The organism is Pedobacter polysacchareus (genome assembly GCF_019802255.1).
Taxonomy (GTDB): Bacteria; Bacteroidota; Bacteroidia; order Sphingobacteriales; family Sphingobacteriaceae; genus Pedobacter; species Pedobacter polysacchareus.
In genome coordinates, this window is record NZ_JAHYSS010000009.1 from 76,108 (window position 1) to 99,510 (window position 23,403).

The following is a 23,403-nucleotide window of genomic DNA, read 5'->3' on the forward strand; positions in this document are numbered from 1 at the left end:
TATATTTAAACCGGAAAATGACTAAACTTACTAACCAAAATATACTGGCAAAACGAGTATTACTGACCATCATACTCAATTGCTTTTTCTTACTTTCTTTGGCCCAATTGTCTTTTGATCATTTGTCGGTAACGAATGGATTATCCCAAAGTACGGTATTGTCGATTTGTAAAGACAGCAGGGGATACCTATGGTTTGGTACCCGGGATTGTCTGAACCGTTACGATGGCAGAGGGGTTAAAATTTACCGCAACAATCCTGATGATCCTGCCAGTATCAGTTCGGAGGATTATATTTATGCCTTATTATCAGATAAAAAGCAAAACCTGTGGATCGGTACTCAAAACGGATTGAACAGGTACATTCCAGAAAAAGATGCTTTTGAGCGCATTCCTTTTGATCCTAAAAACCCGAATAGCATTAGTGATAAAATTATACTTTCCATACTTTCGGATCGTAAAGGCCGGGTATGGTTTGGTACAAATACCGGTTTGAGCATGCTGGAAGATCCTGCCTCCAGGAAGTTTAAGAAGTTTTACCAAAAAGATGGGCTGGCAGGAAATTCTGTCTATACTGTTTTTGAGGACAGAAAGGGGGATATTTGGATAGGGACTACGGAGGGGCTCAGCAGAATGAGCTGGGAAAATGGTAAGTACGTATTTACAAACTTCCGCCATCGTCCTGAGCAGCAGCAGAGCATCAGTGGGAATTTTATCAGAACCATTGCTCAGGATCAGTTGGGTAGAATCTGGATAGGAACTGATGCGGATGGCTTGAACTTGTTTGTTCCGGAAACACAGTCTTTTATTCGTTTTAAATACCAGGCAGGTCATCCTTATGGGATCAGCAATAATATCATCCGTAAAATCAGCGTCAACAAAAATGGAGATTTATGGGTGGCAACGATGAACGGACTGAATATTATCGACCCGCATACGCTGCGCTTTACCAATTATAAACATGATGCCGATCAGCGCAAAAGTTTAAGTGACAACTCCATTAAAGAGATTTATGAGGACAATCAGGGTTCTGTATGGATAGGTACCATGTTTGGCGGTGTCAATGTAACGCATAGCAATACCATTCCTTTCGACGTTTATAAATACAATAAGTATCGGAACAGTATCAGCAGTGATATCATTAGTGTGATTGCAGGAGATGAAAAACAGCACCTCTGGATTGGAACGGAGGGCCAGGGACTGAATTATTTCAATACTCAGACCGGCGTATTTAAGAAGTACCAGAATGATCCGGCAGATCCGGGAAGTTTAAGCAACAATACCATAAAGGCGATATTTAAAGATAGCAAGAATCGAATTTGGATTGGGCTTTTTCAAGGTGGATTGGAGCTTTTTAATCCAGCTACGGGTAAGTTTAAACATTATCGCCATGATCCCTCTAATCCTAATTCATTGAGTTATGGTTATGTAAGCAGCATTACGGAAAATCCGGATGGACATTTATTAGTGGGCACCTCTTCAAAAGGATTGAATGTGTTTGATCCCGAGCAGGAAAGATTTTCACTGATCAATGAGCTGCCAAGCTCGGGACTTCGACTGAGCAGTGGTTACATTCGTTTTGCCTATACCGATTCTAAGAAAAACCTCTGGGTAGGTACACCGAGAGGTCTTAATCTGTTAAATTATAAGCATTCAGCTTTTAAGTATTTCTTTAAAAGTAAGGACAAAGACAGCTTAAAATCCAACCAGATCAATTGTGTAAAAGAAGACCAGCAGCATAACATCTGGGTAGGTTCTTTAAGGGGTGGATTGAGCCTTTATCATCCTAAAACCAATACTTTTACTACCTATACCAAGGCGGATGGTTTGGCTAGCGACAATATCATCGATATTTTGGAAGACAATGAGGGAAATTTATGGCTGAGTACCGACCGTGGCCTGACCAAATTTGATAAAGCAAGGAAGTCTTTTAAAAATTATAACATTAGCGACGGACTGCCTGCCAATGAATTCAATGTAAACTCTGCTTATAAGGATGAACATGGGAAATTATATTTTGGAAGTTATAATGGCCTGGTGGCATTTACTCCCAGAGATATTAAAGAAAATACGACTGTCCCAAAAATCGTGTTTTCAGGTTTAAAGTTATTCAATAAACCCGTTGCTATTGATGGTCCCGATCAATTACTAAAAGCCGACATCAGCTTTACCAGGGAGATTACTTTTTCTGCAGGACAGAATATTTTTACCATAGATTTCCTGGCGCTGAATTATATCCAGCCTCAGCGGAATCAATACGCCTATAAACTGGAAGGATTTGAAAAGGATTGGAATTATGTGAATATGCCTTCTGCAACTTATACCAATCTGCCGGCAGGTAAATACAGGTTTTTAGTCAAAGGGAGCAATAATGACGGCCTTTGGAATGAAGTTCCGGCAAGTATGGAAATTCGTATTTTACCTCCATTATGGCAAACCTGGTGGGCTTATCTGGGTTATGCGATTGCAGCAGCAGCGTTGCTTTATTTTGTCCTGCGCTTTACCCGCAGACAGCAAAGGTTAGAATCCGAGTTGTATTATGAGCAGTTGAATAATGAAAGGCAGGAAGAACTGTACCAGATGAAGCTGGATTTCTTTACCCGTATTTCTCATGAGATCCGTACTCCGCTTACCCTTATTTTTGCGCCGCTTGAAAAACTGCTCAAGCTGACCAGAGAAAATAATACCGTTCATCAGCCATTGCTGGGCGTGAAGAAAAATACCGAAAGACTGCTTCGGTTGATCAGCGAATTGCTGGACTTTAGAAAGATCGAAACTGGAAATACCAGACTTCAGGTTTCTTCCCATGAACTGGTTGCTTTTTGCCGCAGCATTTATGAAACCTACTCCCATCTGGCTGAGCTTAAAAATATAGACTATAGTTTCAGCAGTAATGTGCCCGAAGTTCAACTTTATTTTGACGCTGGCCAGCTAGAAAAGGTGTTTTACAATATCCTTTCCAATGCCTTTAAATATACCCCTGATGGCGGTAGAATTAGTTTTTCCATCAATTTGGGCAAGGATCAGGTAAAAGTGGTTATCGCGGATACGGGAGTTGGGATTCCTGCAGAATTGCAGGATAAAATCTTTGGTAATTTTTACCAGGTAAAATCTAAAAATATTGCTGCTGAAGGCTGGGGAATCGGTCTGGCCCTGGTTAAAAATATTGTTGAACTGCATAAAGGAGAAATTTCAGTTTCCAGTACAGCTGCGGTGGAGGGGAAAGATGGAGGAACCATGCTGACTGTAGGTTTATGGTTAGGGAAATCACATTTCAAGGAAGAAGAAATCAGCGATCTTGAGCACTCGGCAAAAACGATGTCTGAACAGCAGGAATCAGTAGGAGTGCTAACTGAACCAGCAGTAGGGGGCGCTGGATTGGCAGAAGAGCCAACCGAATCAGCGGATCAATTGGCTGCGGAAACAGCACTGCAATCTGATGAAAAGAAGTACAGCATTCTGGTCGTTGAAGACAATGATGAATTGAGGGGATTTATTGTACAGTCGCTGCAGTCTGTTTATCATATTATTGAAGCGGTGAATGGAATGGAAGGATGGGAGATGGCCACTTCACATCTTCCCGATCTGATCATTAGTGACGTGACCATGCCGGAAATGAATGGCCTCGAACTTTGTCAGCGGTTAAAAAAAGAAGAGCGGACGAATCACATCCCGGTGATCATGCTCACCGCTATGGCCTCAGCGCTGCATCTGGTAAATGGCCTGGAGGCAGGAGCAAATCTTTACATGACCAAGCCTTTTAGCATTCAGGTGCTGGAGCTCAGTGTCCGTAATATTTTACAGGGGCGGGAGGAGTTAAAACAGAAATACCTGCGTCAGTTAATGCTGACCCCAAAACTACCGGAAACGGAATCTCCGGAAGGGAAGTTTTTAAATAAGCTGATGCAGCTGATGGAAGAAAATATGGAAGATCCTGAATTCAATGTGGGCGGTCTGGTTGAACATATTGGAATGAGCCAGACGGTACTTTATAAAAAGATCAAGGCCATCACGGGTTTATCGATCACTGATTTTATCAAATCCCAGCGGCTAAAAAGAGCAGCCCAATTATTGTCGGAAGGCAAACTGAATGTTTCTGAAGTGGCCTATGCGGTTGGTTTTAATGACCGGAAGTATTTTAGCAAAGAGTTTCGCAAGCAATTCGGACTGGCTCCATCAGACTATATTCAAAAAACAGATTAATGCCCCCTTTTTAACTGATTTGTCGCCCTTATTTCCTGGATTAAAAATGAATATTTGAATCCTATAGGACCAATATTTAAATCCTATAGTAACCAAATATCCCAAAAAGGCCAGGTATGAACCGTTTGTTTTTCGTTTTATTATTTATTTGCTGCCAGACCATGAGCAGTTTTGCGCAAACTCAAGCTGACGTTTGTGAAAGCAGCGTTCCAAAAAAATGGACTGCTGTGAATGGCAGCTTATCGATGAGCAGCAATCATTTTAAATTAGGGAAGCAATCTATAAAATGGGACTGGAATGGGGCTGGGAAAAGCATGCTGACGATTTCTGATGAAGGTCTTAAGGCTGTTGTGGGAAACCCGAGAAGTACTTTCGTGGTCTGGATTTATAATGAAAAACCACTGAATGATCAGCTGGTATTCAAATTCGGAACAAAGGATAAAACCATGAGCAGTTTTAACTTTAAGCTTAATTTCAAAGGCTGGAGAACTGCCTGGGTTATGTATCACAGAGATATGGCTGGGAAACCAGCTGCAGAAATGAATCAGCTGAGCATATCGGCCCCTGCCAGCTTGAATAAGGGTAGCCTTTTTATCGATCAGCTCATCCTTACAGCCAGCATAAATCCACGTTCCCCGATGCGGGATGAGCAGGTACCATTTGTTAATCCAGACGGAGATAAAGCGGCAAATGCACATTGGACCTCCTTATATGCATTTAATAGAATGCCGCAATATTTGCCATTACCAGGGAAGCTGAGCACAAGCATTCAGGCGGAGCTTGACCAGATTGGCAAAAGGTATCGGGAGCAGCTGTTGCTGCCTGCAGGGAAAACTTCGACAAAAAATGCTTTAACTGAATTGGAGCAAGCGTATGCCTATTGGAACATCAGCCGCGCTGGAGGAAGCATTGGTGGCCGGCCGGTATTTTCCACAAATGATGTGGAGCTGGTTTCCTTTTCTCCGGATGAAAAACTCAAGGAGATCAACCGTTTATCTGGCATCAAGCGCTATACCCAATTGATGCTGCAGATTGCCCAGGCTTATCATGCTCCTGGCTTTGTGAATGACAAAGAAAGACTGGGGCAACTATTTATAGATCTTTTGGATCACCTGGAAGATCAGGGCTGGGCCTATGGCAGCGGGATGGGGGCATTGCACCATCTTGGCTATAACCTTGCCAGTTATTATCCAGCTTGTTTACTGATGAAAGACCTGATTAAGCAGCAAGGTAAGCTGGACCGGACTTTTAAAAGTATGGCTTGGTTTAGCGGTTTAGGACGCAGTTTACAGCTTCCAGATCAGTTGCCGGCCTCCAATATTGACGTATTTAATACCTTGCTTGGAGGAATGCTGGCTTCGGTTTTAATCCTGGACGACGGCCTTGAAAAATTGCAGTATCTGCAGAGTTATTCCAAATGGCTTTCCAAAAATATAATACCAGATCACACGATTGAAGGCGCTTTTAAACCTGATGGTGCCGTTTTTCACCATGGTAATCTTTACCCGGCCTACGGTATAGGCGGTTATGCCGGAATCGCACCGATCCTTTATGTCCTGAGCGGCACCTCTTTTCGGGTAGAACCCGCTGCCCATGAAAGTTTAAAGCATAGTTTGCTGATGATGCATTATTATACCCATCCCTACCAATGGCCATTGAGCGTTTCCGGGCGCCATCCAACAGGCAGCGGGCGCATTGCAGATATTGCTTATGCCTATATGGCGATGGCAGGTTCGCCAGATGGACAGTTGAAAACAGATACTTTAATGGCTTCGATTTACCTGATGCTGAACAAGGGGAAACAGAACAAATGGATGACTGCTTTTAAGAATAGTCAGATTAAGCCCATAGGGTATACCAGCGGTCATTGGAACCTTAATTATGGTTTGTTTGATCTTCACCGCCGCGAGGATTGGCTGCTCAGCTTGCGAGGACATAACCGGTATTTTGTAAGTCATGAGTCTTATCCTGGCGCCAATGTATATGGGCGATACCTGGGCTATGGGCATCTGGAGGTCTTATTTCCGGAGACTAAAACAGGTGACGGCAGTAATTTTAGAGATGAGGGCTGGGACTGGAATAACATTCCGGGAACAACTACCCTTCATCTTCCTCTAGCGCAGCTGAAGGCCAACATCATCAATGCAGATGACGATAGCGGCATAGAAGAAATGCTGATTTCTGACGAGCCTTTCGCAGGTGGTACCAGCTTTGAGAAAAATGGCCTATTTGCGATGAAAGTTCATGGCCATGATAAATATGATATGGGCAGCTTCAGGGCTAGGAAATCCTGGTTTATGTTTAATCACCTGGTGGTTAGTTTAGGTTCCGGAATTAAAAATACGCGGGCTGATTATCCCACAGAAACCACTTTGTTCCAGAATTACCTGAATGATCCTGAAGCGGTGATCCAGCTGGATGGAAAGGAGATCAGCGCATTTCCTTACACTAGTAAGGGGGATGCGGGGAAAGTTTTAACCCTGATTGACAACCGCAACATTGGGTATTATATTCCTGACGGAGGAAATGCTGTGTTCAGTAAGTCTTTGCAGGTTTCCAGGGATCAGAAAGATAGCCGGGCAACGAGCGGCAATTTTGCAAAGTTGGTTCTGCAGCATGGAAATGCACCTGCAGATGCAGGATATCAGTATGCGATGCTAATCAAAACAAATCAGCCCGCACTAGATAGTCTGGCTTTAAAGATGAAAAGCGAGAAACCAGTGTACAAGGTTTTGCAGCAGGATACTGCGGCACATATCGTATGGTATGCTCCGGAGCAGCTGGTTGGTCTGGCAATTTTTGGGACTCAGCAAAAATTATCAGATAGCCTGGTGATGGGCAACAGCAGACCATGTTTGCTGATGTATCAGCAAAAGGGGGAGCGGCTGTCTATGTCGGTTACCGATCCAGATCTTGCTTTTTATGAGGGACCGGATGATAGTCCGGTGATGGCAGATGGTAAAAGGAAGGAAGTCAGCATTTATTCCCGTAAATGGTACCGTTCTCCATCAAAACCATCTCTGGTTAAACTGCTGATTAAAGGGAAATGGGCAGCGAAATCGGCTCAGGATAATGTGGAAGCGATAGTACAGCCAGATGGAAATACACTGATTTCTGTACCTTGTGCGGATGGGATTGCCACCAACATTGAATGGATTAAAAAGAATTAAAATAGTCTGAAAAATGAAGAATTTGATCATCTGTGCTGTGCTGGCTTTAGGGATTACCGGCAGTGCTGCAGCACAAAATAAGGCTTTAACAAAGCCTAATGTAATTGTTATTGTGAGTGATGATGCGGGGTATGTCGACTTTGGCTGTTATGGTGGGAAGCAAATTCCAACCCCAAACATTGATGGCATTGCGGCTAAGGGAATCCTGTTTACGGATGCTTATGTATCTGCATCGGTATGCGCACCATCCCGGGCAGGTATTTTAACCGGTCGCTATCAGCAGCGTTTTGGTTTTGAACACAATACGTCTCACCTGGTTGCTCCTGGATTCAATTTAACTGATGTAGGAATGGATCCTGCGGAGCAGACCATAGCTGATGAAATGAAGGCCAATGGTTATAAAACCATCGCCATCGGCAAATGGCACCAGGGAGAGGAAGCCAAACACTTTCCTTTACAACGGGGATTTGATGAGTTTTACGGTTTTATCGGTGGTCACAGGGATTTTTTTGCCTATAAAACTACACCGACCAAAGAGCAGGCATTGTACAGCAATTCGGAAGTAGTTCCGGAAAGTAAGGTCAGCTACCTGACCGATATGTTTACCGATAAGGCGATCAGTTTTATCGGCGAAAATAAAGAAAAGCCCTTCTTTATGTACCTTTCTTATAATGCGGTGCATACGCCAATGAATGCCAAGAAAGACCTGATGGAGCGTTATGCTTCGATTGCTGATCCTGGAAGAAGGGCTTATGCAGCTATGATGACTTCGCTTGATGATAATGTTGGTCGGGTTTTGGAAGCGATCAAACAGCACCAGCTGGATCAGCAAACCTTGATTATTTTTGTGAACGATAATGGTGGTGCCACAGTGAATTCATCAGATAATGGGCCCTTACGGGGTATGAAAGGGTCGAAATGGGAGGGTGGCATCCGCGTTGCGATGCTGATGAAATGGCCGGGACAGCTTCCTGAAAACAAAACATATACACTTCCTGTCAGTGCATTGGATATTTTGCCAACCGCTATTGCTGCGGGGAATGGCAAACAAAAAGGGATTAAAAAACTGGATGGTGTCAACCTATTGCCTTACCTGAAGGGACAGCAGCAGAAAGCTCCTCACCAGGCTTTGTACTGGAGAAGAGGAGTAGCTGCAGCTATGCGGGAAAATCAATGGAAACTAATCCGTGTGAAAGACAATGTTTTATTGTTTGATCTGACAAAAGACTTTTCTGAAAAGCATAATATAGCGCAGCAGCATCCAGCTGTTGTAAAAGCGATGCTGGCGAAACTTATGCAATGGGAAAAGGGATTAGACCAGCCCCATTGGATCAGTTCTTATGGCGATCAGAACCAAATTATGAAACATCGTATGGAAACTACCGGCCGTGAGATGGAAAGAATGTATCCTTAACCTAATAAAAAAAAGAACCAACCAAATTTAAGCGCAATGAAGAAAATCTTGTTAACAGGGGTATTGGCGGTAATGATGCTTAACCCGCGACTAGCAGCAGCACAGCAGACTGACCCAGCTGGATTAATTATGCAGCGGATAGTGCTCGACCTTAGAAAACCGGTGCTTTCCCTGGATAAATCAGCAGAAAAGAATCTCGCAACGATACAAGCGAATGGCAGTTGGAAGGGAATAGATTATGCTGCAAACACGATTACCAATTGGCAGCCTGGAGAGCATTTGTTGAAAGTAGAAAATCTTGTTCAGGCCTATGTGACAAAAGACAGTCGTTTTTTTAGCAATGAAGAGGTGCTGAATGATATCAGTAAGGCCTTGAAATATTGGTACGAAATGGATCCTAAAAGCAGCAACTGGTGGCACAATGAAATTGCAACACCACAAGCTTTAGGGGAAATATTGATCATGCTGCGGAATGGAGAAAGCAGGATTCCTGCAGATTTAGAAGCGATGCTGATCGAAAGAATGAAGCGTGGAGATCCTGAAAAGCAGACTGGCGCCAATAAAACGGATATCGCTCTGCATTATTTTTATAGGGCATTGCTGACACGTGATCAGGCCTTGTTGGCAACATCAACTGCTGAACTGTTTGATCCGATCAAACTGGTGCATTATAAAGAGGGTTTGCAATATGACTTTTCTTATTTACAGCATGGTCCGCAGCTGCAGATCTCCAGCTATGGTCTGGTATTTATCACCGGGGTATTAAAAATGATCAATTATGTACAGGGCACGCCTTATGCCATTAGTAAGGAAAAGCTGGAACTGTTTTCTAAATACTACCGTGAAACTTATTTGAAAGCCATAAGAGGGAGTTATATGGACTTTAACGTAGAGGGACGCGGTGTGAGCAGGCCGAATATTTTAAGAAAAAACACGGAGAAAAGCAGGCTGCTGATTGCAGCTTTGATTGATCCATCGCATGGGGAGGAATGGAAAGCGGCAATTGCGCGAACGGACAGCAGTGCCGCACCGGATTATAAGATTACGCCTTTGCACAAGCAATTCTGGAACGGGGATTATGTGATCCACAGCAGACCTGGGTATTCTTTTAATGTCAGGATGGTCAGTAACCGTACCAAGCGCAGCGAGTCTGGAAATAAAGAGAATTTGTATGGCAGGTATTTGTCGGACGGCGCAACTAATATCCAGGTTCGCGGACCGGAGTATTATAACATTATGCCGATTTGGGAATGGGATAAAATTCCTGGAACGACGACCAGAGATTACCAGGAAGATCGCCTGACCTCGAAGTTCTGGGGTGAAGATGGCAGCAATGCTTTTGCCGGCGGGGTATCTGATGGCGTTTATGGTGCATCGGCCTATGCCTTGAATTATGATAGTCTTTCCGCAAAAAAGGCCTGGTTTTTCTTTGATCAGGAGATCGTTTGTTTGGGAGCAGACATCCACAGCAATACTGCAGAACCGATTGTGACTACGCTTAACCAGAGCTGGTTGAACGGCGATGTATTGGGTACTGCTTTTAAAGGTAAATTTGGAAAAGGGAAAACGGAGAGTTTCCAAAATGAACAGCAGAGCTGGATCCTACATGATGGAATTGGTTATGTTTTTCCTGAGCCTGCGGCCATCACTTTGAGCAGCAGTACCCAGAAAGGAAACTGGTTCCGCATTAATAATTCCCATCCAAAAGCGGAGCTTTCCGGAAATGTGTTTAAATTATGGATCAACCATGGGCTGAAACCTGCAGGTGGAAAATATGCTTATGTCGTTTTTCCGGGTATTAAAAATACAGCGCCTTTGAGCGATTTCAGCAAGTCTGGGATTAAGATTCTGGTGAATACCGGGGCGCTTCAGGCGGTGAGTCATGAAAAGTTAAATATGATTCAGGCGGTGTTTTATAAGCCTGGAGTTTTCAGCACTGCAGATTATACAATCCAGTCAGATAAGCCTTGTGCGCTTTTAATTAAAATGGAAAACGGGAAATTTGTCATCTCTGCTGCGGATCCTCTGCAAAAGGAAAGTAAGGCCCTGATCAGCATTAAAAATCTAAAAGATGGGAAGACTGCGGAACATCCGATTAGCTTTCCTCAACAAGCATTTGCCGGTTCTACGGTAACGCTGAAATAGTTTTAACCGATTATTACCCTCAATTAAATTAAATAGCACCCCCTTGTTAACCACATTGATGCTCAAATTTGATTGAGGTAATCTTCGGGTTGCTTCAGCATAAACCAAATTTAAACCAATTGAAGTATGAGAAAAATTTACATGATTTTTATGTGCCTTTTTTTTGCCATGACTGCTTACGCGCAACAAACGCGGCGGCTGGAAGGAAAGGTCACAGAACAAGGCAGCGGGGATCCCTTGGTTGGCGTAAGTGTGCAGTTGAAGGGAACAAAGGTTGGCGCTACGACCAATCAGGATGGAAAGTTCTCTATTCAGGTACCAAAGGAGGGGAGTGCCACCCTGGTATTTACCTATATTGGTTATCTCAAGAAAGAAATTGTTGTTGGCGATAGGAGCACGGTTAATGTCATCCTCGCTGAGGACAGCAAAAACTTAAACGATGTGGTGGTGATCGGATATGGTACTTCTAAAAAAGCAGACCTGGTCAGTTCAGTAGCACAGGTGGATATGAAAGACCTGGTTAAAGCACCAGTTCGTTCGATCGACGAGGCCCTTGCAGGCCGCGTTGCCGGTGTACAGGTAAACTCTTCAGATGGACAGCCGGGTTCTTCCGTAAATATCGTGATCAGAGGAGCCAACTCTATCACTCAAAATAACAGCCCTTTATATGTAGTAGACGGTTTTCCGATTGAAGGTTTTAACCTGAATGTATTCGATCCTCAGGAAGTAGAATCTATTGATGTGCTTAAAGATGCCTCTGCAACCTCGATATACGGGGCAAGGGGTGCGAATGGAGTAATCATGATTACGACTAAAAAAGGAAAAGTAGGCGATCCTGTAATTTCTTTCAACCCCACACTGAGTTTAGATAAAAACATCAAAACGATGAAGTTGATGAACAACTACGAGTTTGCTAAAATGCAATTGGAGTTTGTTCCCAATTCTCCGGGCTCGGCAGCAGATCCAACTCCGATTTATGTATTGCTGACTAAACCGAACAGAACGCTGGAAGATTATAGAAATGTTCCATTTACGGATTGGCAGGAACCATTTTTTCAGACCGGAGTCAGACAGGATTATTCTTTGGCTTTAAGGGGTGGTGCCGGCAAAACTGTTTATTCGGTTTCCGGAAATATCAATGATCAGAAAGGAACGATCATCAATACCGCTTACAAAAGATATCAGGGGAGGGTGACTTTGGACCAGACCCTAAATGATAAGTTAAAAGTAGGGATCAATGCCAACTACGCTTATTTGCTGCGCTCCGGAAATTCGGCTGCTCAGGGAACTGGTGGAAGTGGAACTACTAATATCCTGTATAGTGTATGGGGATATAACCCAACCAGTGAACTGACTTTTGATGATGCATTGGATGAGACGACTGCCAGTGGAATTGATTATAAATTTAATCCGATTCTGAACCAGAAAAACCTGTTGAGGAATAATATGACACATAATCTGAATGCAAGCGGTTACCTGGATTATGCCATTCTTCCTTCTTTAAAATTAAGGATCACCGGAGGTATTAATAATTCCAGAGTGATCAGTGAGGTGTTCAACAATTCGAACACTTATCCTGGAAGTCCAAAAACTTCACCAGGAAAAATCAATGGCGTGAACGGCTCTATTGTTGAAGCCAACAGCAATAACTGGTCAAATGAGAATACCTTGACCTGGACGAAGGCTTTTAATAAAAAGCACAACCTGAATATGCTGGCTGGTTTTTCTACACAGGGCAATACTTCCAATGCTTATGGTTTTGGGGCCATTCTTTTGCCTAATGAAAAGCTGGGGATTAGCGGCTTAAATGAAGGTACCATTAGCCCTGTAACTACTGCTACGAGTTCATTGTGGACTTTGGCTTCATTTTTTGGAAGAGCGAAATACAATTATCAGTCTAAATATTACCTGGAGGCTTCTTACCGTGCGGATGGTTCTTCGAAGTTTTCTACGGATAATAAATGGAGCTTTTTCCCTTCTATCGGGGCTTCATGGCGCTTTATTAAGGAAGATTTCCTGAAAGACAGTAAAATCCTTTCAGATGGTAAGTTAAGGGCAAGTTATGGTAAAACAGGAAATAACAGGGTAAGTGATTTTGCGTATTTATCGTCGATAGACATCCTTCCCGGCAATTCCTATCCATGGAACAATGGTTATGTGACAGGTGTGATTCCTACTACTATTGGAAATCCAAAGGTGAAATGGGAAACTACGGATCAGTATGATGCAGGTATAGATTTGGCCTTTTTGAAGAACCGAATCTCGCTGACTGCGGATGTGTATAAAAAGAATACTAAAGACTTATTATTGAGGGCAACATTGCCTACTTCATCTGGTTATACTTCTGCATTTAAGAATGTGGGCGCGGTGTCTAACAGAGGATTGGAGCTGACGATCAGCACGGTCAATATCAACAAAAAGGATTTCCAGTGGAATAGCAGTTTCAATATTTCTTTCAATAGAAATAAAGTGTTGGCCCTGGCTGAGGATCAGGAAACGTTGCTGTCTACGACTAGCTGGGACAATGCCTATTCCAATATTCCATCTTATATCGCGAAAATTGGTGAACCTTTGGGTTTGATGTATGGCTTTATCTGGGAGGGAAATTACCAATATAGCGACTTCACAAAAAGCTCGACTGGCGAATACCTGTTGAAGGATAATGTGCCTGGAAACGGTAACAGCAGACAGAACATCCAACCCGGAGATATCAAGTATAAGGACCTCAATGGGGACGGTACCATCAATTCTGCTGATCATACCGTGATTGGGAATAGCTTGCCCTTACATACCGGTGGATTTTCTAACAACTTCACGTATAAGCACTTTGATTTGAACGTGTTTTTTCAATGGTCTTATGGCAATGATATTCAGAATACCAACCGTTTGGTGTTTGAAGGAAATGGATTGGGTAAAAGATTTTTGGAGCAGTTCGACAGTTATTCCAACCGCTGGTCGCCAGAGAATCAAGGGGCATCAAATTACCGTACCGGTGGTTTTTCTGTAGCTGGTTATTCATCAAGAACAGTAGAAGATGGTTCCTTCCTGCGATTGAAAACTGTTTCATTCGGGTACAATGTTCCTAAAACTTTGCTGAAAAAATTGAAGGTGAAATCGATTAGAATGTTCCTTTCTGCGCAGAATCTGTATACCTGGACAAAGTATACTGGTCTTGATCCTGAGGTGAGTACTTATAATTCGGTATTAACCGGAGGCTTCGATTATAGTGGTTATCCTAGAGCAAGAACCATAGCTTTTGGTGCAAACGTTAATTTCTAACCTACAAATCCTATTCAAATGAAAAAGTTAATATTTTCAATTCTTCTGTTGAGTGTAGGGTTAACTTCCTGCAAAAAGTTCCTGGAGACTGTTCCTACAGATAATTTACTGCCTAAAGAATATTATGATACCGAAGCAAAGTTGTTAAACGCTTTGGCTGGAGTATATTATCCGCTGTCTACTGAGCAGCTATATGCGAATTTTTTAAATACAGATTTCAATGTTTCTGATGAGGCATTTTATCAGAGATCGACACAAGCTGATGGGGTTGCTGTCTATAATTTTGACTATGCCAATGTGAATGTTGCTGGTTTATGGCAGCAGTGTTATGTAGGGATTGAGCGGGCAAATTTGCTGATCAGTAACATCAATGTCGCCAGTATGGAGGAGTCGAAACGCAAGCCGATTTTGGGCGAAGCGCTGTTCATGCGCGGCTATTATTATTTCCTGCTGGCCAGCAATTATGGCGATGTGCCGCTTAAAATTGAGCCTACTCAATCGCCATCCGGCGAAGATGTACAGCTACCACGTACACCGGTAAGAGCTGTATATGCACAGATTCTAGCTGATATGGAGCAGGCAGAAAGTCTGACGAACAACATTACCGATTTCGGATTTGGCGGTCGCGTGTCAAAAACTACCGTTCAGGGAATCCTGGCCAGGGTTTGTTTAACCATGGCTGGAGCGCCTTTAAAAGAGGAATCAAAATATGCAGCCGCAAAGGCCTGGGCTTTGAAAGTTAAGGAATCCGGATTACACAGTTTAAATCCGAGTTACAAGCAGCTGTTTGTAAATATGCACCAGGACTTATATGACATTAAAGAAAGCATGTGGGAAGTGGAGTTCAAAGGGAATGGGGCAGATGGCCTGGGCTCTGGAGGCAGGGTTGGCAGTTTAGCGGGAATCCAGCAGCAGGCGACTAATGGTATCGAGCTGAAAATTGGCTATTGTTATGGGTTTTTGCACACGACCTCAAAATTGTTTAATCTATTTCAGCCAGGTGATTTAAGAAGAGACTGGAACATTGCACCTTTCAATTACATCAGTATTTATACTGACCGTTATTATTACAACTATTATACGCCTGCGCAGGTCTTCAATCGTGATGCGGCGAAGTTTAGAAGAGAGGCTTATCTGAATGACAATAAAAATAAAAATGTAACCCCTATCAATTACCCTCTTTTAAGGTATGCAGATGTGTTATTGATGCTGGCAGAGGCCGAAAATCATTTGAATGGGGCAACGAGTCTGGCTTATGATGCTATCAATCAAGTGAGGAGGAGGGCTTATGGAATTAATGTGGCCACGGCTAATGTGAGCGTTTCTGTGTTAAATAACATCAATTTAGCGACAGCGGGAAATACGGGTTATAACATTACTTTGAACAATATCCAGGTAACGATTACTGGCGGCGGAGGTACAGGTGCGACTGCACAAGCTACGGTTTCTACTTCTAATGGAAAAGTAACGGCCATCTCGGTATTGAATCCTGGTTCTGGCTATACTTCGGTCCCAACGGTAACGATTGGAACTGCCTGGGCTGCAGGTACTGTTTATAGTGTGGGTACACAGGTATTCAATGGGAATAATTTGTATACGGTAACTACTGCTGGTACTGCTACTGCAACAGGGCCTACGCAAACTTTTGGCGCTTCTTCGGCTGTGGTAACTGGAGCGGTATTCACTTATGCAGGTCTCAGAGCGACAGCAACCGCAACTGTTGCGACTTCTGTTGTTGACCTGACTGCAGGATTGAGCAAGGATAAATTCCAGGAGGCAATTGAGGATGAACGTGCAATGGAACTTTGTTTTGAGGCTTTGAGAAAACCGGATTTAATTCGCTGGGGAAAATGGCAGAGCACGATGAATGCGGTTGGTGCAGATATCCGGGCAACTGGAGGTACTACCTTTTCTTACGGTGGTTTGGCAGGCTCTAATGTACAGCCGAAGCATGTGCTGTTCCCGATCCCTGCAGCAGAGATTACAGTAAATAAAGCAGCAGTTCAAAACCCAGGTTGGTAATCCTTTAAACACAGAAATTATGAAACTTTTAAATATAAGCTTAATGGCCGGCATACTATTTTTGTCGGCCTGCAGCAAATCAATAGATGAAAAGCCTGTTTCATTTGAGGTCATGAGTACGAAAACAAATGGAGAGGCCAGTGCTGCATTTAATACAAAAGATACGATTGTCTATAAAATCAATGGTAATCCTGATGTGCTGACTTTTTATTCTGGTGCTATCGGTCAGCGTTATGAGTTCAGAGACCGGATCACTGCAAATGGGAAGGCGCAGCTCCAATTTACCTCGTTAAGGGCAAATGGTACGCAGGCCAATTCCATTCAATTATTGGTGTCCTCAGATTTCAAAGGGGTAGTGGCGAAGTCGCAGACGATCCTGGGCGTGATTACCAGAGATACGGCGGCCACGAATGCGAATATTGCGTCGGCTACCTGGGTGGATATTAGTAGTCGTGCGGCCTGGTCTACGGGAACTGCAGTTTCCTCAGGGCTTATTGATCTTTCTGATTTTACGGAGCAGGGGAAGCCCGTGTTTATTGCTTTTAAATACAGTGCGACCGCAGGAACGATTCAGAACAAATGGACGATCAGTGCTTTATCTCTCCAAAATGTGCTGGAGGATAAGACGGTTTATACGCAGGCAAATTTTGCGGCTTCGAACCAATCGATTACCAATTACGGCGTAAATTCGCCAGGATTGGGCTGGTTAAGCATCAGTAATCCGAATTTAAATACCCTGGGTTACAATTGGGTTTACAGTGCTGGAATCGGTACTGCTGGTTCATTGGTGATTACCGGTGCGAGCACTGCGCTAACGGCTACTGCTCCGGCGGAGTCCTGGGCGATTATGGGGGCTATTGATTTGAGAAAAGTGACGCCTGATGGTGGGGTTGCGGTGAAGGACATCAATACATTGCTGAAAACTTACAAGCCATTGGTCACTTATCCGGCAGGTGCTTACAACGTGACATTTGTGGCCTCAAACAATACTGTAGATGGAATGTCGGCAGTAGTCAGACAATTGCCAATTACCATTATTAATCCCTGATTTTCTTTAAAATCAGCGGTTTTATGCTTATAAAAATAAATATCTTTAGAATATATAACCTACAAATACACACGAATGAAATTAACCAATCTTAAGAAGAAAATGCGTAACCTGCTGCTGGCATCGGCACTAGCGGTGTCGGTAACCACTTCTTCATTCTTATTGTTTTCGCCAAAGTCGGCAATGATTAAAAATGATTTTGACGTTGCAGAGCAACAGTATGGGCAATTGTTGAAAACGGCTACAGACTTAAGTCAGTTTCCGCGAACTACCAATAAAGACGGCTCGGTAAAGAGCACTGATGTTTGGGACTGGACGGGTGGATTTTTTCCAGGCGGACTCTGGTATATCTATGAATACACGCAAAAGCCAGAATGGAAAGCTGCGGCGACAAAATGGACGGAAGCGCTGGAAAAAGGGCAGTTTTTAACCCAGCACCATGATGTTGGCTTTGTGATGTACTGCTCGTATGGTAATGCACTAAGATTTGAAAAAGATCCGGAGAAAATAGAGAAATACCATAAGATCTTAATCCAGTCGGCAGAGTCTGCATTGACTAGGTTTGATCCTAAAGTAGGTCTGATTAAATCCTGGAATGCAAAGAAATCATGGGATAATAAAACCACCTGGCAATATCCGGTGATTATTGATAACATGATGAATTTAGAAATGCTGTGTTATGTTTCAAAGTTAACAGGAAATCCAAAATACAAAGATGTGGCGATTAGTCATGCTTTAAACACGATGAAGAATCATTTCAGGCCAGATTTCAGTACTTATCATGTGGTAGATTACGATGCGAATGGAAATGTGGTTCATCAGCAAACCAATCAGGGATATGCAGACAATTCGACCTGGTCTCGTGGACAAGGCTGGGCGATCTATGGCTTCACGATGATGTATAGAGAAACAAAAGATAAGCGTTTTTTGGCAGCAGCTGAAAAAGCAGCAGATTTTTACCTTAACCACTCCAATCTGCCAAAAGATAAGATTCCTTATTGGGATTTTAATGTGAATCAGGCAGGATATAAGCCGGATTGGGCTTATGATGCGAAAAAACTGAATTACATTCCACGTGATGCTTCGGCAGGATCGCTGACTGCTTCGGCTCTGTTGGAATTGAGCACATTTTCAGCAAAAGGTCCGCAGTATTTTAAAGGGGCAGAGCAGATGTTGACTTCTTTATCGGGTCCTGATTATTTAGCGAAACCAGGTACCAATTCTGGTTTTATCCTGAAACATTCTGTGGGTAGTTTGCCTCATAATTCTGAGGTTGATGTGCCCTTGGTTTACGCGGATTATTACTTTTTAGAGGCTTTGCTGAGGTATCAGAAGTTGATGAAATAAGGTTTAAAGCTTATAAAAATGTTAAAACCCCTTAAATCTATTGATTTAAGGGGTTTTTGAGGTTTTAAGAAGAATGTAAATTCCCCATCAATGGATCCGTAAAACTGTCTTTCGAATGTTCTACATGTCCTGCAAACTGTTGGCTATAGGTTTGGTTTCCATCCGAGGTTACGGTAAAATCATACCAGCTGTGGCTTGCTTTTAATTCGATTGGAATAAAGATTTCCTCCTGACTTTTATTGAGCACTGCATTGATGACCGGTTTTTTATAGCTATTGTCTTTTATGGCTATTTTAATGGGATTGCCTTTGGCCAGGCGTCTGATGTGTAGCATCACATTCCCATTAGGTTTACTACCATCTTTTTCTGCCTGATATTTTAGGGAGATGAGGATTTCCGGATCGTTGGCATTACCGATATACCTGCGGTAAAAACCATTTGCGCTATATACTTTCAGATCGTAGGTCTGCTTGCTGAAATCTGCTAATGGCCAATGGTAATCGATGGTGTCACCTGCATCAACGGTGAAATCCCAGTTCTTATCTCCGGAATAAACGATAAAACCGGCACCTTTTGCCTTTTCTCCGAAAAACTTAGTGCCGGCAGTAAAGTCGATCTTCACCTGTTTACCAGCTGGATCTAAACCGGCATGTGCATACAGCTCATACGGAATAGCGTTTGCAGGTTTGATCCCTGGTTCCTGCTTTGGTAAATTAGGATTGCCTATCGGGTTTTTCAGGATTTCATCAATTGCGGCCCTATCCAGGTTTTTGAAGTTGCTGGGTAGTTTTGCAAATTGAGCCTTGTGAATCCCTTCTAGGAAAGGCATTCTTTCTACTGTTTTTGGTAATGGGATATGCTCGCCATTGTAAGGTCTGAAAACAGAGGTTAAATCACCACAGAGACTTCTTCTCCAGGAGCTGATGTTATCTTCATGGATCTTCTGACCAGTTTTATGGGATAGGAAATGTTCCAGGAACTGAATGGAAGAAGTATGGTCAAAGGTTTGAGAATTGACATATCCACCTCTTGACCATGGAGAAATCACCACCATTGGCACACGGAAACCGAGGCCTACTGCACTTTCTCTTTCGCTATTTTTACCTTTGTAAATGTATTCTGCGCTACTGTCCAGTGATTTAGATATTTTTCCTTTAGTTTCATCTTTCGGGTTTGGCGCTACAAATGGAGGCAAGTGGTCGAAATAGCCGTCATTTTCGTCGTAAGTCAGGATAAAGATGGTTTTTTTCCAGACTTCCGGATTTTTGGTCAGGATGTCCATGGCTTCTGATAGGTACCAGGCACCGTACCAGGGAGCTCCAGGATGATCGGAGAAATTACATGGTGCCACTAACCAGGAAACGGTGGGCAATTTTCCGGCATCCACATCCGCACGGAACTGATGCAAGACATCACCTTTGGGGATTTTTGCGGTGCGTTCGGTACCATTGTCATGATAGGTATGGCTTTCCACAGTATGGAAATCAGGGTCGTTTCTATTGGTGACAAAGGCTCTTTTATGGAGGTCCTGTTGCTCAGGACTCAGTTTTTCCAATGGATTAAGTTCTAAAAATTCGATCTCTTTACTGACAAAATCAAGTTTCTTCTGAAGTTTCGGGTCTGCCTTTTCTTTCAGTTTATCTTCCAGTTGTGTTTTTGCTTTACGTAGGTAAACCAGGTGTTCGGGATGTCTTTTTACATGGTATTGTTTAAAGAATTCCATGTCATTATCGGTAAAGTTGGCCAGCCAGCTTTCTTCTTCATCTTCCAGACCTACGCCTACACTGAGTTCGTTCTGATATATTTTCCAATCTACTTCATGTTTCGACAAGCGTTCTGGAAAAGTACTCCAGGAAATGCGTTCTGAACCGTCGATATAACCATTGGAATGGTGTGCGGTAGAAGTTGCATTTTGCTCTTCCCTGATTTTTCCGGTCCAGAAGAAACATCTGTTCGGACTTGTTCCGGTTAAAATAGAGCAAAAATTATGGTCGCAAACGGTAAAGGCATCCGCCAATGAATAGTAAAAGGGAATGTCTTCTCGGTTGTAATAGCCCATGGTTAAAGGCATATCTGCATATTCCTTGTTGCCGGATCTTTTCGCTTCCAGCCAGCCATCATAATGGCCATTGTTGCGGGCATCCACCTGATTTTCCCAGGAATGGGGCAGGGCACTCATCCAGGTGGCTTTGGTGTCTTTAATGTTTAAGCGGAAAGGAGCATAAGTTTCTCCTTTTTTATTGCTTTGCAGCCAGACCGGATACTGGCTCGGCAGGGTAATGGCTCTGGGGTTATTAAAACCACGGACTCCTTTTAAGGTACCAAAGGCATGGTCAAAGGATCTGTTTTCCTGCATCAGAAAGACCACGTGTTCCGCATCTAGGTAGCTGCTCCCTACGCTGGGGTTAATGGCCATTGCTTTTTGGATGGAGGCGGGTAACATGCCGGCCATACCTAGTGCACCGGTTAGTAAGGTTGCTTTTTTAATAAAATCTCTTCTGGTTTCCATTTGGTTTGTGTGTTGTAAAAAAAAAGATTGATCAGTCGAAACTAATCAATCCTTTTAAAATTATCATTTAGCAACGGTTATTTTACCCACACATTTGTTGGTCGATTTTGTTATTTTTTGCAGTGAACTGACTTTTAATGGTCTTAGAAACATTGGCTTCAAGCACCTTTAATTTATTCGATCCAAATGAACTATCTGTTCAGGTTACAATAATTGTCATTCCATTCGGTCAATACTTGAATCACTGGAAGTAGGGTAATTCCAATCTCAGTCAGTTTATATTCTACTCTTGGGGGAGATTCTGCATAGGCTTTCCTGCAAATGATTCCATCGCGTTCGAGTTCCCGGAGTTGTATGGTCAGCGTGGTTTGCGCAATATCATCCATTCTTCTTTTCAACTCTCCAAATCTGGATACGGAATCTTCAGCGATGATTTTAATCAGCAACATCTTCCATTTGCCGCCCATGATTTTCAAGGCATTTGTCACGGCACAGTTATTTGTTGAAAATTCGTCTTTTTCTTGTTTTGTAACTTCCTGGTTATGAATGTTGGTATTGTTTTCCATACTAAGTATCGTTTTATTAACTACTTGCAGGTACTTACAAGTAGGCACATCTTTGCGGTCAGAACAGGGTTTATTGCCTTGTTTAAATGACCTAAAATATGATCAAGCAAATCAATGACCAGCGGATATTGTCCATTCTTTCCGCTGCTGCCTTTCTCTCCGTGCTGGATATTTTTATTGTAAATGTAGCACTTCCAACGATCAAAAAAGACCTTCATGCGACAGATGCAGATATACAGCTGGTGATTGCAGGATATTTATTAGGCTATGCCGTGTTTTTGATCACCGGTGCCAGAGCAGGGGATTATTATGGGAGGAAGAAAGTATATGTGATTTCTATGTGCTGTTTCACATTGGCTTCATTGCTTTGTGGGATTGCACAGACTCCGCTGCAGCTAAACATTGCCCGGTCATTACAGGGGATCAGTGCGGCGTTTATGGTACCGCAAAGTTTAGCTTATATTCAAATGCTTTTTCCAGATCAAAGGACCAGGGCTAAGGCATTGGGTTTTTATGGTGGTGTTGCTGGAGTTGCCTCGGTTATCGGGCAATTTCTAGGTGGTTTATTACCGGATATACATTTTTCAAATGAACTGTTTAGTCATCTGGATGGCTGGAGGTTGATTTTTCTGATCAATATCCCTCTGGGAATCGTTGCTGCCTATAGTGCTTATCGCCATTTAAAAGCGCATAAATTACTGCAAACTGGGAGTTTTGATGTATCTGGAGTTGTATTGGGAAGTCTGGCGCTTTTAGGTTTGATCTATCCGCTGATACAGGGGAGAGCATTAGGCTGGCCATTGTGGAGCCTGGTGCTTTTAGCTAGTTCTTTCCTGCTATTGTATGGATTTGTGAAAAACCAGCAAGCTAAAATGAAAAGAGGTGTGCCTGTTTTGATTGATTTTAAGCTGTTTCATTATGCGGATTTTAGGATTGGTCTTTTCATTGCCTTGTTCTATTTTATCGCTCAGGATTCTTACTTTTTAATTACGGGTTTAATGCTGCAGGATGGTTTACATATCAGTTCTTCAGAAACAGGTTTATTATTTGTTTTTCAAGGTTTGGGATATGTGTTGGGTGCAGTGGGTTCAGTGGCATTAATCAGGAAGTATGGTAAAAAAATGATTCAGCTAGCGGTGTTATTGATGATCGTATCCTTGGTTTTACATGTTTTTCTTTTTAGTGCAGCAAAGGTTGATTGGTATTTGTCTTATCCGTTATTGCTGATGTATGGTGTAGGCTGCGGGTCGGTATTGCCATCTATTATGTCCCTGGCACTGCAGCGTATTCCTGCTGATTTAGCGGGATCGGCCTCAGGTTTATACTCCACAATTCAGCAGGCTGCAGTTGCTTTAGGTATTGGATTAACAGGAGGTGTTTTTTTTTCTTTCTTATATGAAGGAGCCAGTAAGGCTGATTTTGTCAACGCTTATATGGGGGCAACAGGGTTGAATATTATAGCATTGCTTTGTGTGGTGGTTTTTCTTTATAGGTTTCCTGAGCGCGGGAGGGGGAAGAGGTTTAGGGGTAAATAAAAGTAATGTGTTGGTGTTCAGGTGACTCAGCGCATATTCATTTGGCCATATGATGCTGTATGTATGATTTCCTTCTTCGTCGAGCACCTTAGGCCCAACTATGTTAACCTCTGCTGGTGGCACAGGAGTACCAGTCACTTTACACCTCCTAAATCTTTAACGGCTT

At 42.9% G+C, this 23,403-nt stretch carries 11 protein-coding genes; 9 read left to right on the top strand and 2 right to left on the bottom strand.

What is annotated here, in order from left to right:
* Window positions 1-17 precede the first annotated feature (17 nt).
* The 8 genes from K7X70_RS23290 (at window position 18) to K7X70_RS23325 (ending at window position 18,627) form a co-directional block, all read left to right on the top strand.
* Window positions 18-4,202 carry a hybrid sensor histidine kinase/response regulator transcription factor gene (locus tag K7X70_RS23290; protein ID WP_222539313.1) on the top strand — a complete coding sequence of 1,395 codons (4,185 nt, stop codon included), beginning with the start codon at window positions 18-20 and terminating at the stop codon, window positions 4,200-4,202.
* Between the two features lie 116 nt (window positions 4,203-4,318).
* Window positions 4,319-7,372 (top strand): chondroitinase family polysaccharide lyase, encoded by a 3,054-nt coding sequence (locus tag K7X70_RS23295; RefSeq protein WP_222539314.1) that lies wholly within the window; start codon window positions 4,319-4,321, stop codon window positions 7,370-7,372.
* Between the two features lie 13 nt (window positions 7,373-7,385).
* Entirely contained in the window at window positions 7,386-8,786 is a 1,401-nt protein-coding gene (locus K7X70_RS23300; protein ID WP_222539315.1) for a sulfatase, read from the top strand.
* A 36-nt stretch (window positions 8,787-8,822) separates the two neighbouring features.
* Entirely contained in the window at window positions 8,823-10,931 is a 2,109-nt protein-coding gene (cslA, locus tag K7X70_RS23305; protein ID WP_222539316.1) for a chondroitinase-AC, read from the top strand.
* Between the two features lie 126 nt (window positions 10,932-11,057).
* On the top strand, window positions 11,058-14,210 hold the full coding sequence (locus K7X70_RS23310) for a SusC/RagA family TonB-linked outer membrane protein (RefSeq protein WP_255607591.1): 3,153 nt from the start codon (window positions 11,058-11,060) through the stop codon (window positions 14,208-14,210).
* A gap of 18 nt (window positions 14,211-14,228) precedes the next feature.
* Entirely contained in the window at window positions 14,229-16,232 is a 2,004-nt protein-coding gene (locus tag K7X70_RS23315) for a RagB/SusD family nutrient uptake outer membrane protein (protein ID WP_222539317.1), read from the top strand.
* A 19-nt stretch (window positions 16,233-16,251) separates the two neighbouring features.
* The gene (locus tag K7X70_RS23320) at window positions 16,252-17,280 is read left to right on the top strand and encodes a DUF5017 domain-containing protein (RefSeq protein WP_222539318.1); all 1,029 of its coding nucleotides are present in this window, start codon (window positions 16,252-16,254) and stop codon (window positions 17,278-17,280) included.
* A 75-nt stretch (window positions 17,281-17,355) separates the two neighbouring features.
* The gene (locus K7X70_RS23325) at window positions 17,356-18,627 is read left to right on the top strand and encodes a glycoside hydrolase family 88 protein (protein ID WP_255607594.1); all 1,272 of its coding nucleotides are present in this window, start codon (window positions 17,356-17,358) and stop codon (window positions 18,625-18,627) included.
* Window positions 18,628-18,691: 64 nt separating this feature from the next.
* Here K7X70_RS23325 and K7X70_RS23330 read toward each other — a convergent pair whose 3' ends face one another.
* Both K7X70_RS23330 and K7X70_RS23335 read right to left on the bottom strand, forming a co-directional pair.
* Window positions 18,692-21,136 carry a phosphocholine-specific phospholipase C gene (locus tag K7X70_RS23330; RefSeq protein WP_222539319.1) on the bottom strand — a complete coding sequence of 815 codons (2,445 nt, stop codon included), beginning with the start codon at window positions 21,134-21,136 and terminating at the stop codon, window positions 18,692-18,694.
* A 191-nt stretch (window positions 21,137-21,327) separates the two neighbouring features.
* Window positions 21,328-21,702 (bottom strand): winged helix-turn-helix transcriptional regulator, encoded by a 375-nt coding sequence (locus K7X70_RS23335; protein WP_222539320.1) that lies wholly within the window; start codon window positions 21,700-21,702, stop codon window positions 21,328-21,330.
* A 98-nt stretch (window positions 21,703-21,800) separates the two neighbouring features.
* On the opposite strand from K7X70_RS23335, the gene K7X70_RS23340 reads away from it, so the two are divergent.
* Window positions 21,801-23,237 carry an MFS transporter gene (locus K7X70_RS23340; RefSeq protein ID WP_222539321.1) on the top strand — a complete coding sequence of 479 codons (1,437 nt, stop codon included), beginning with the start codon at window positions 21,801-21,803 and terminating at the stop codon, window positions 23,235-23,237.
* Window positions 23,238-23,403 lie beyond the last annotated feature (166 nt).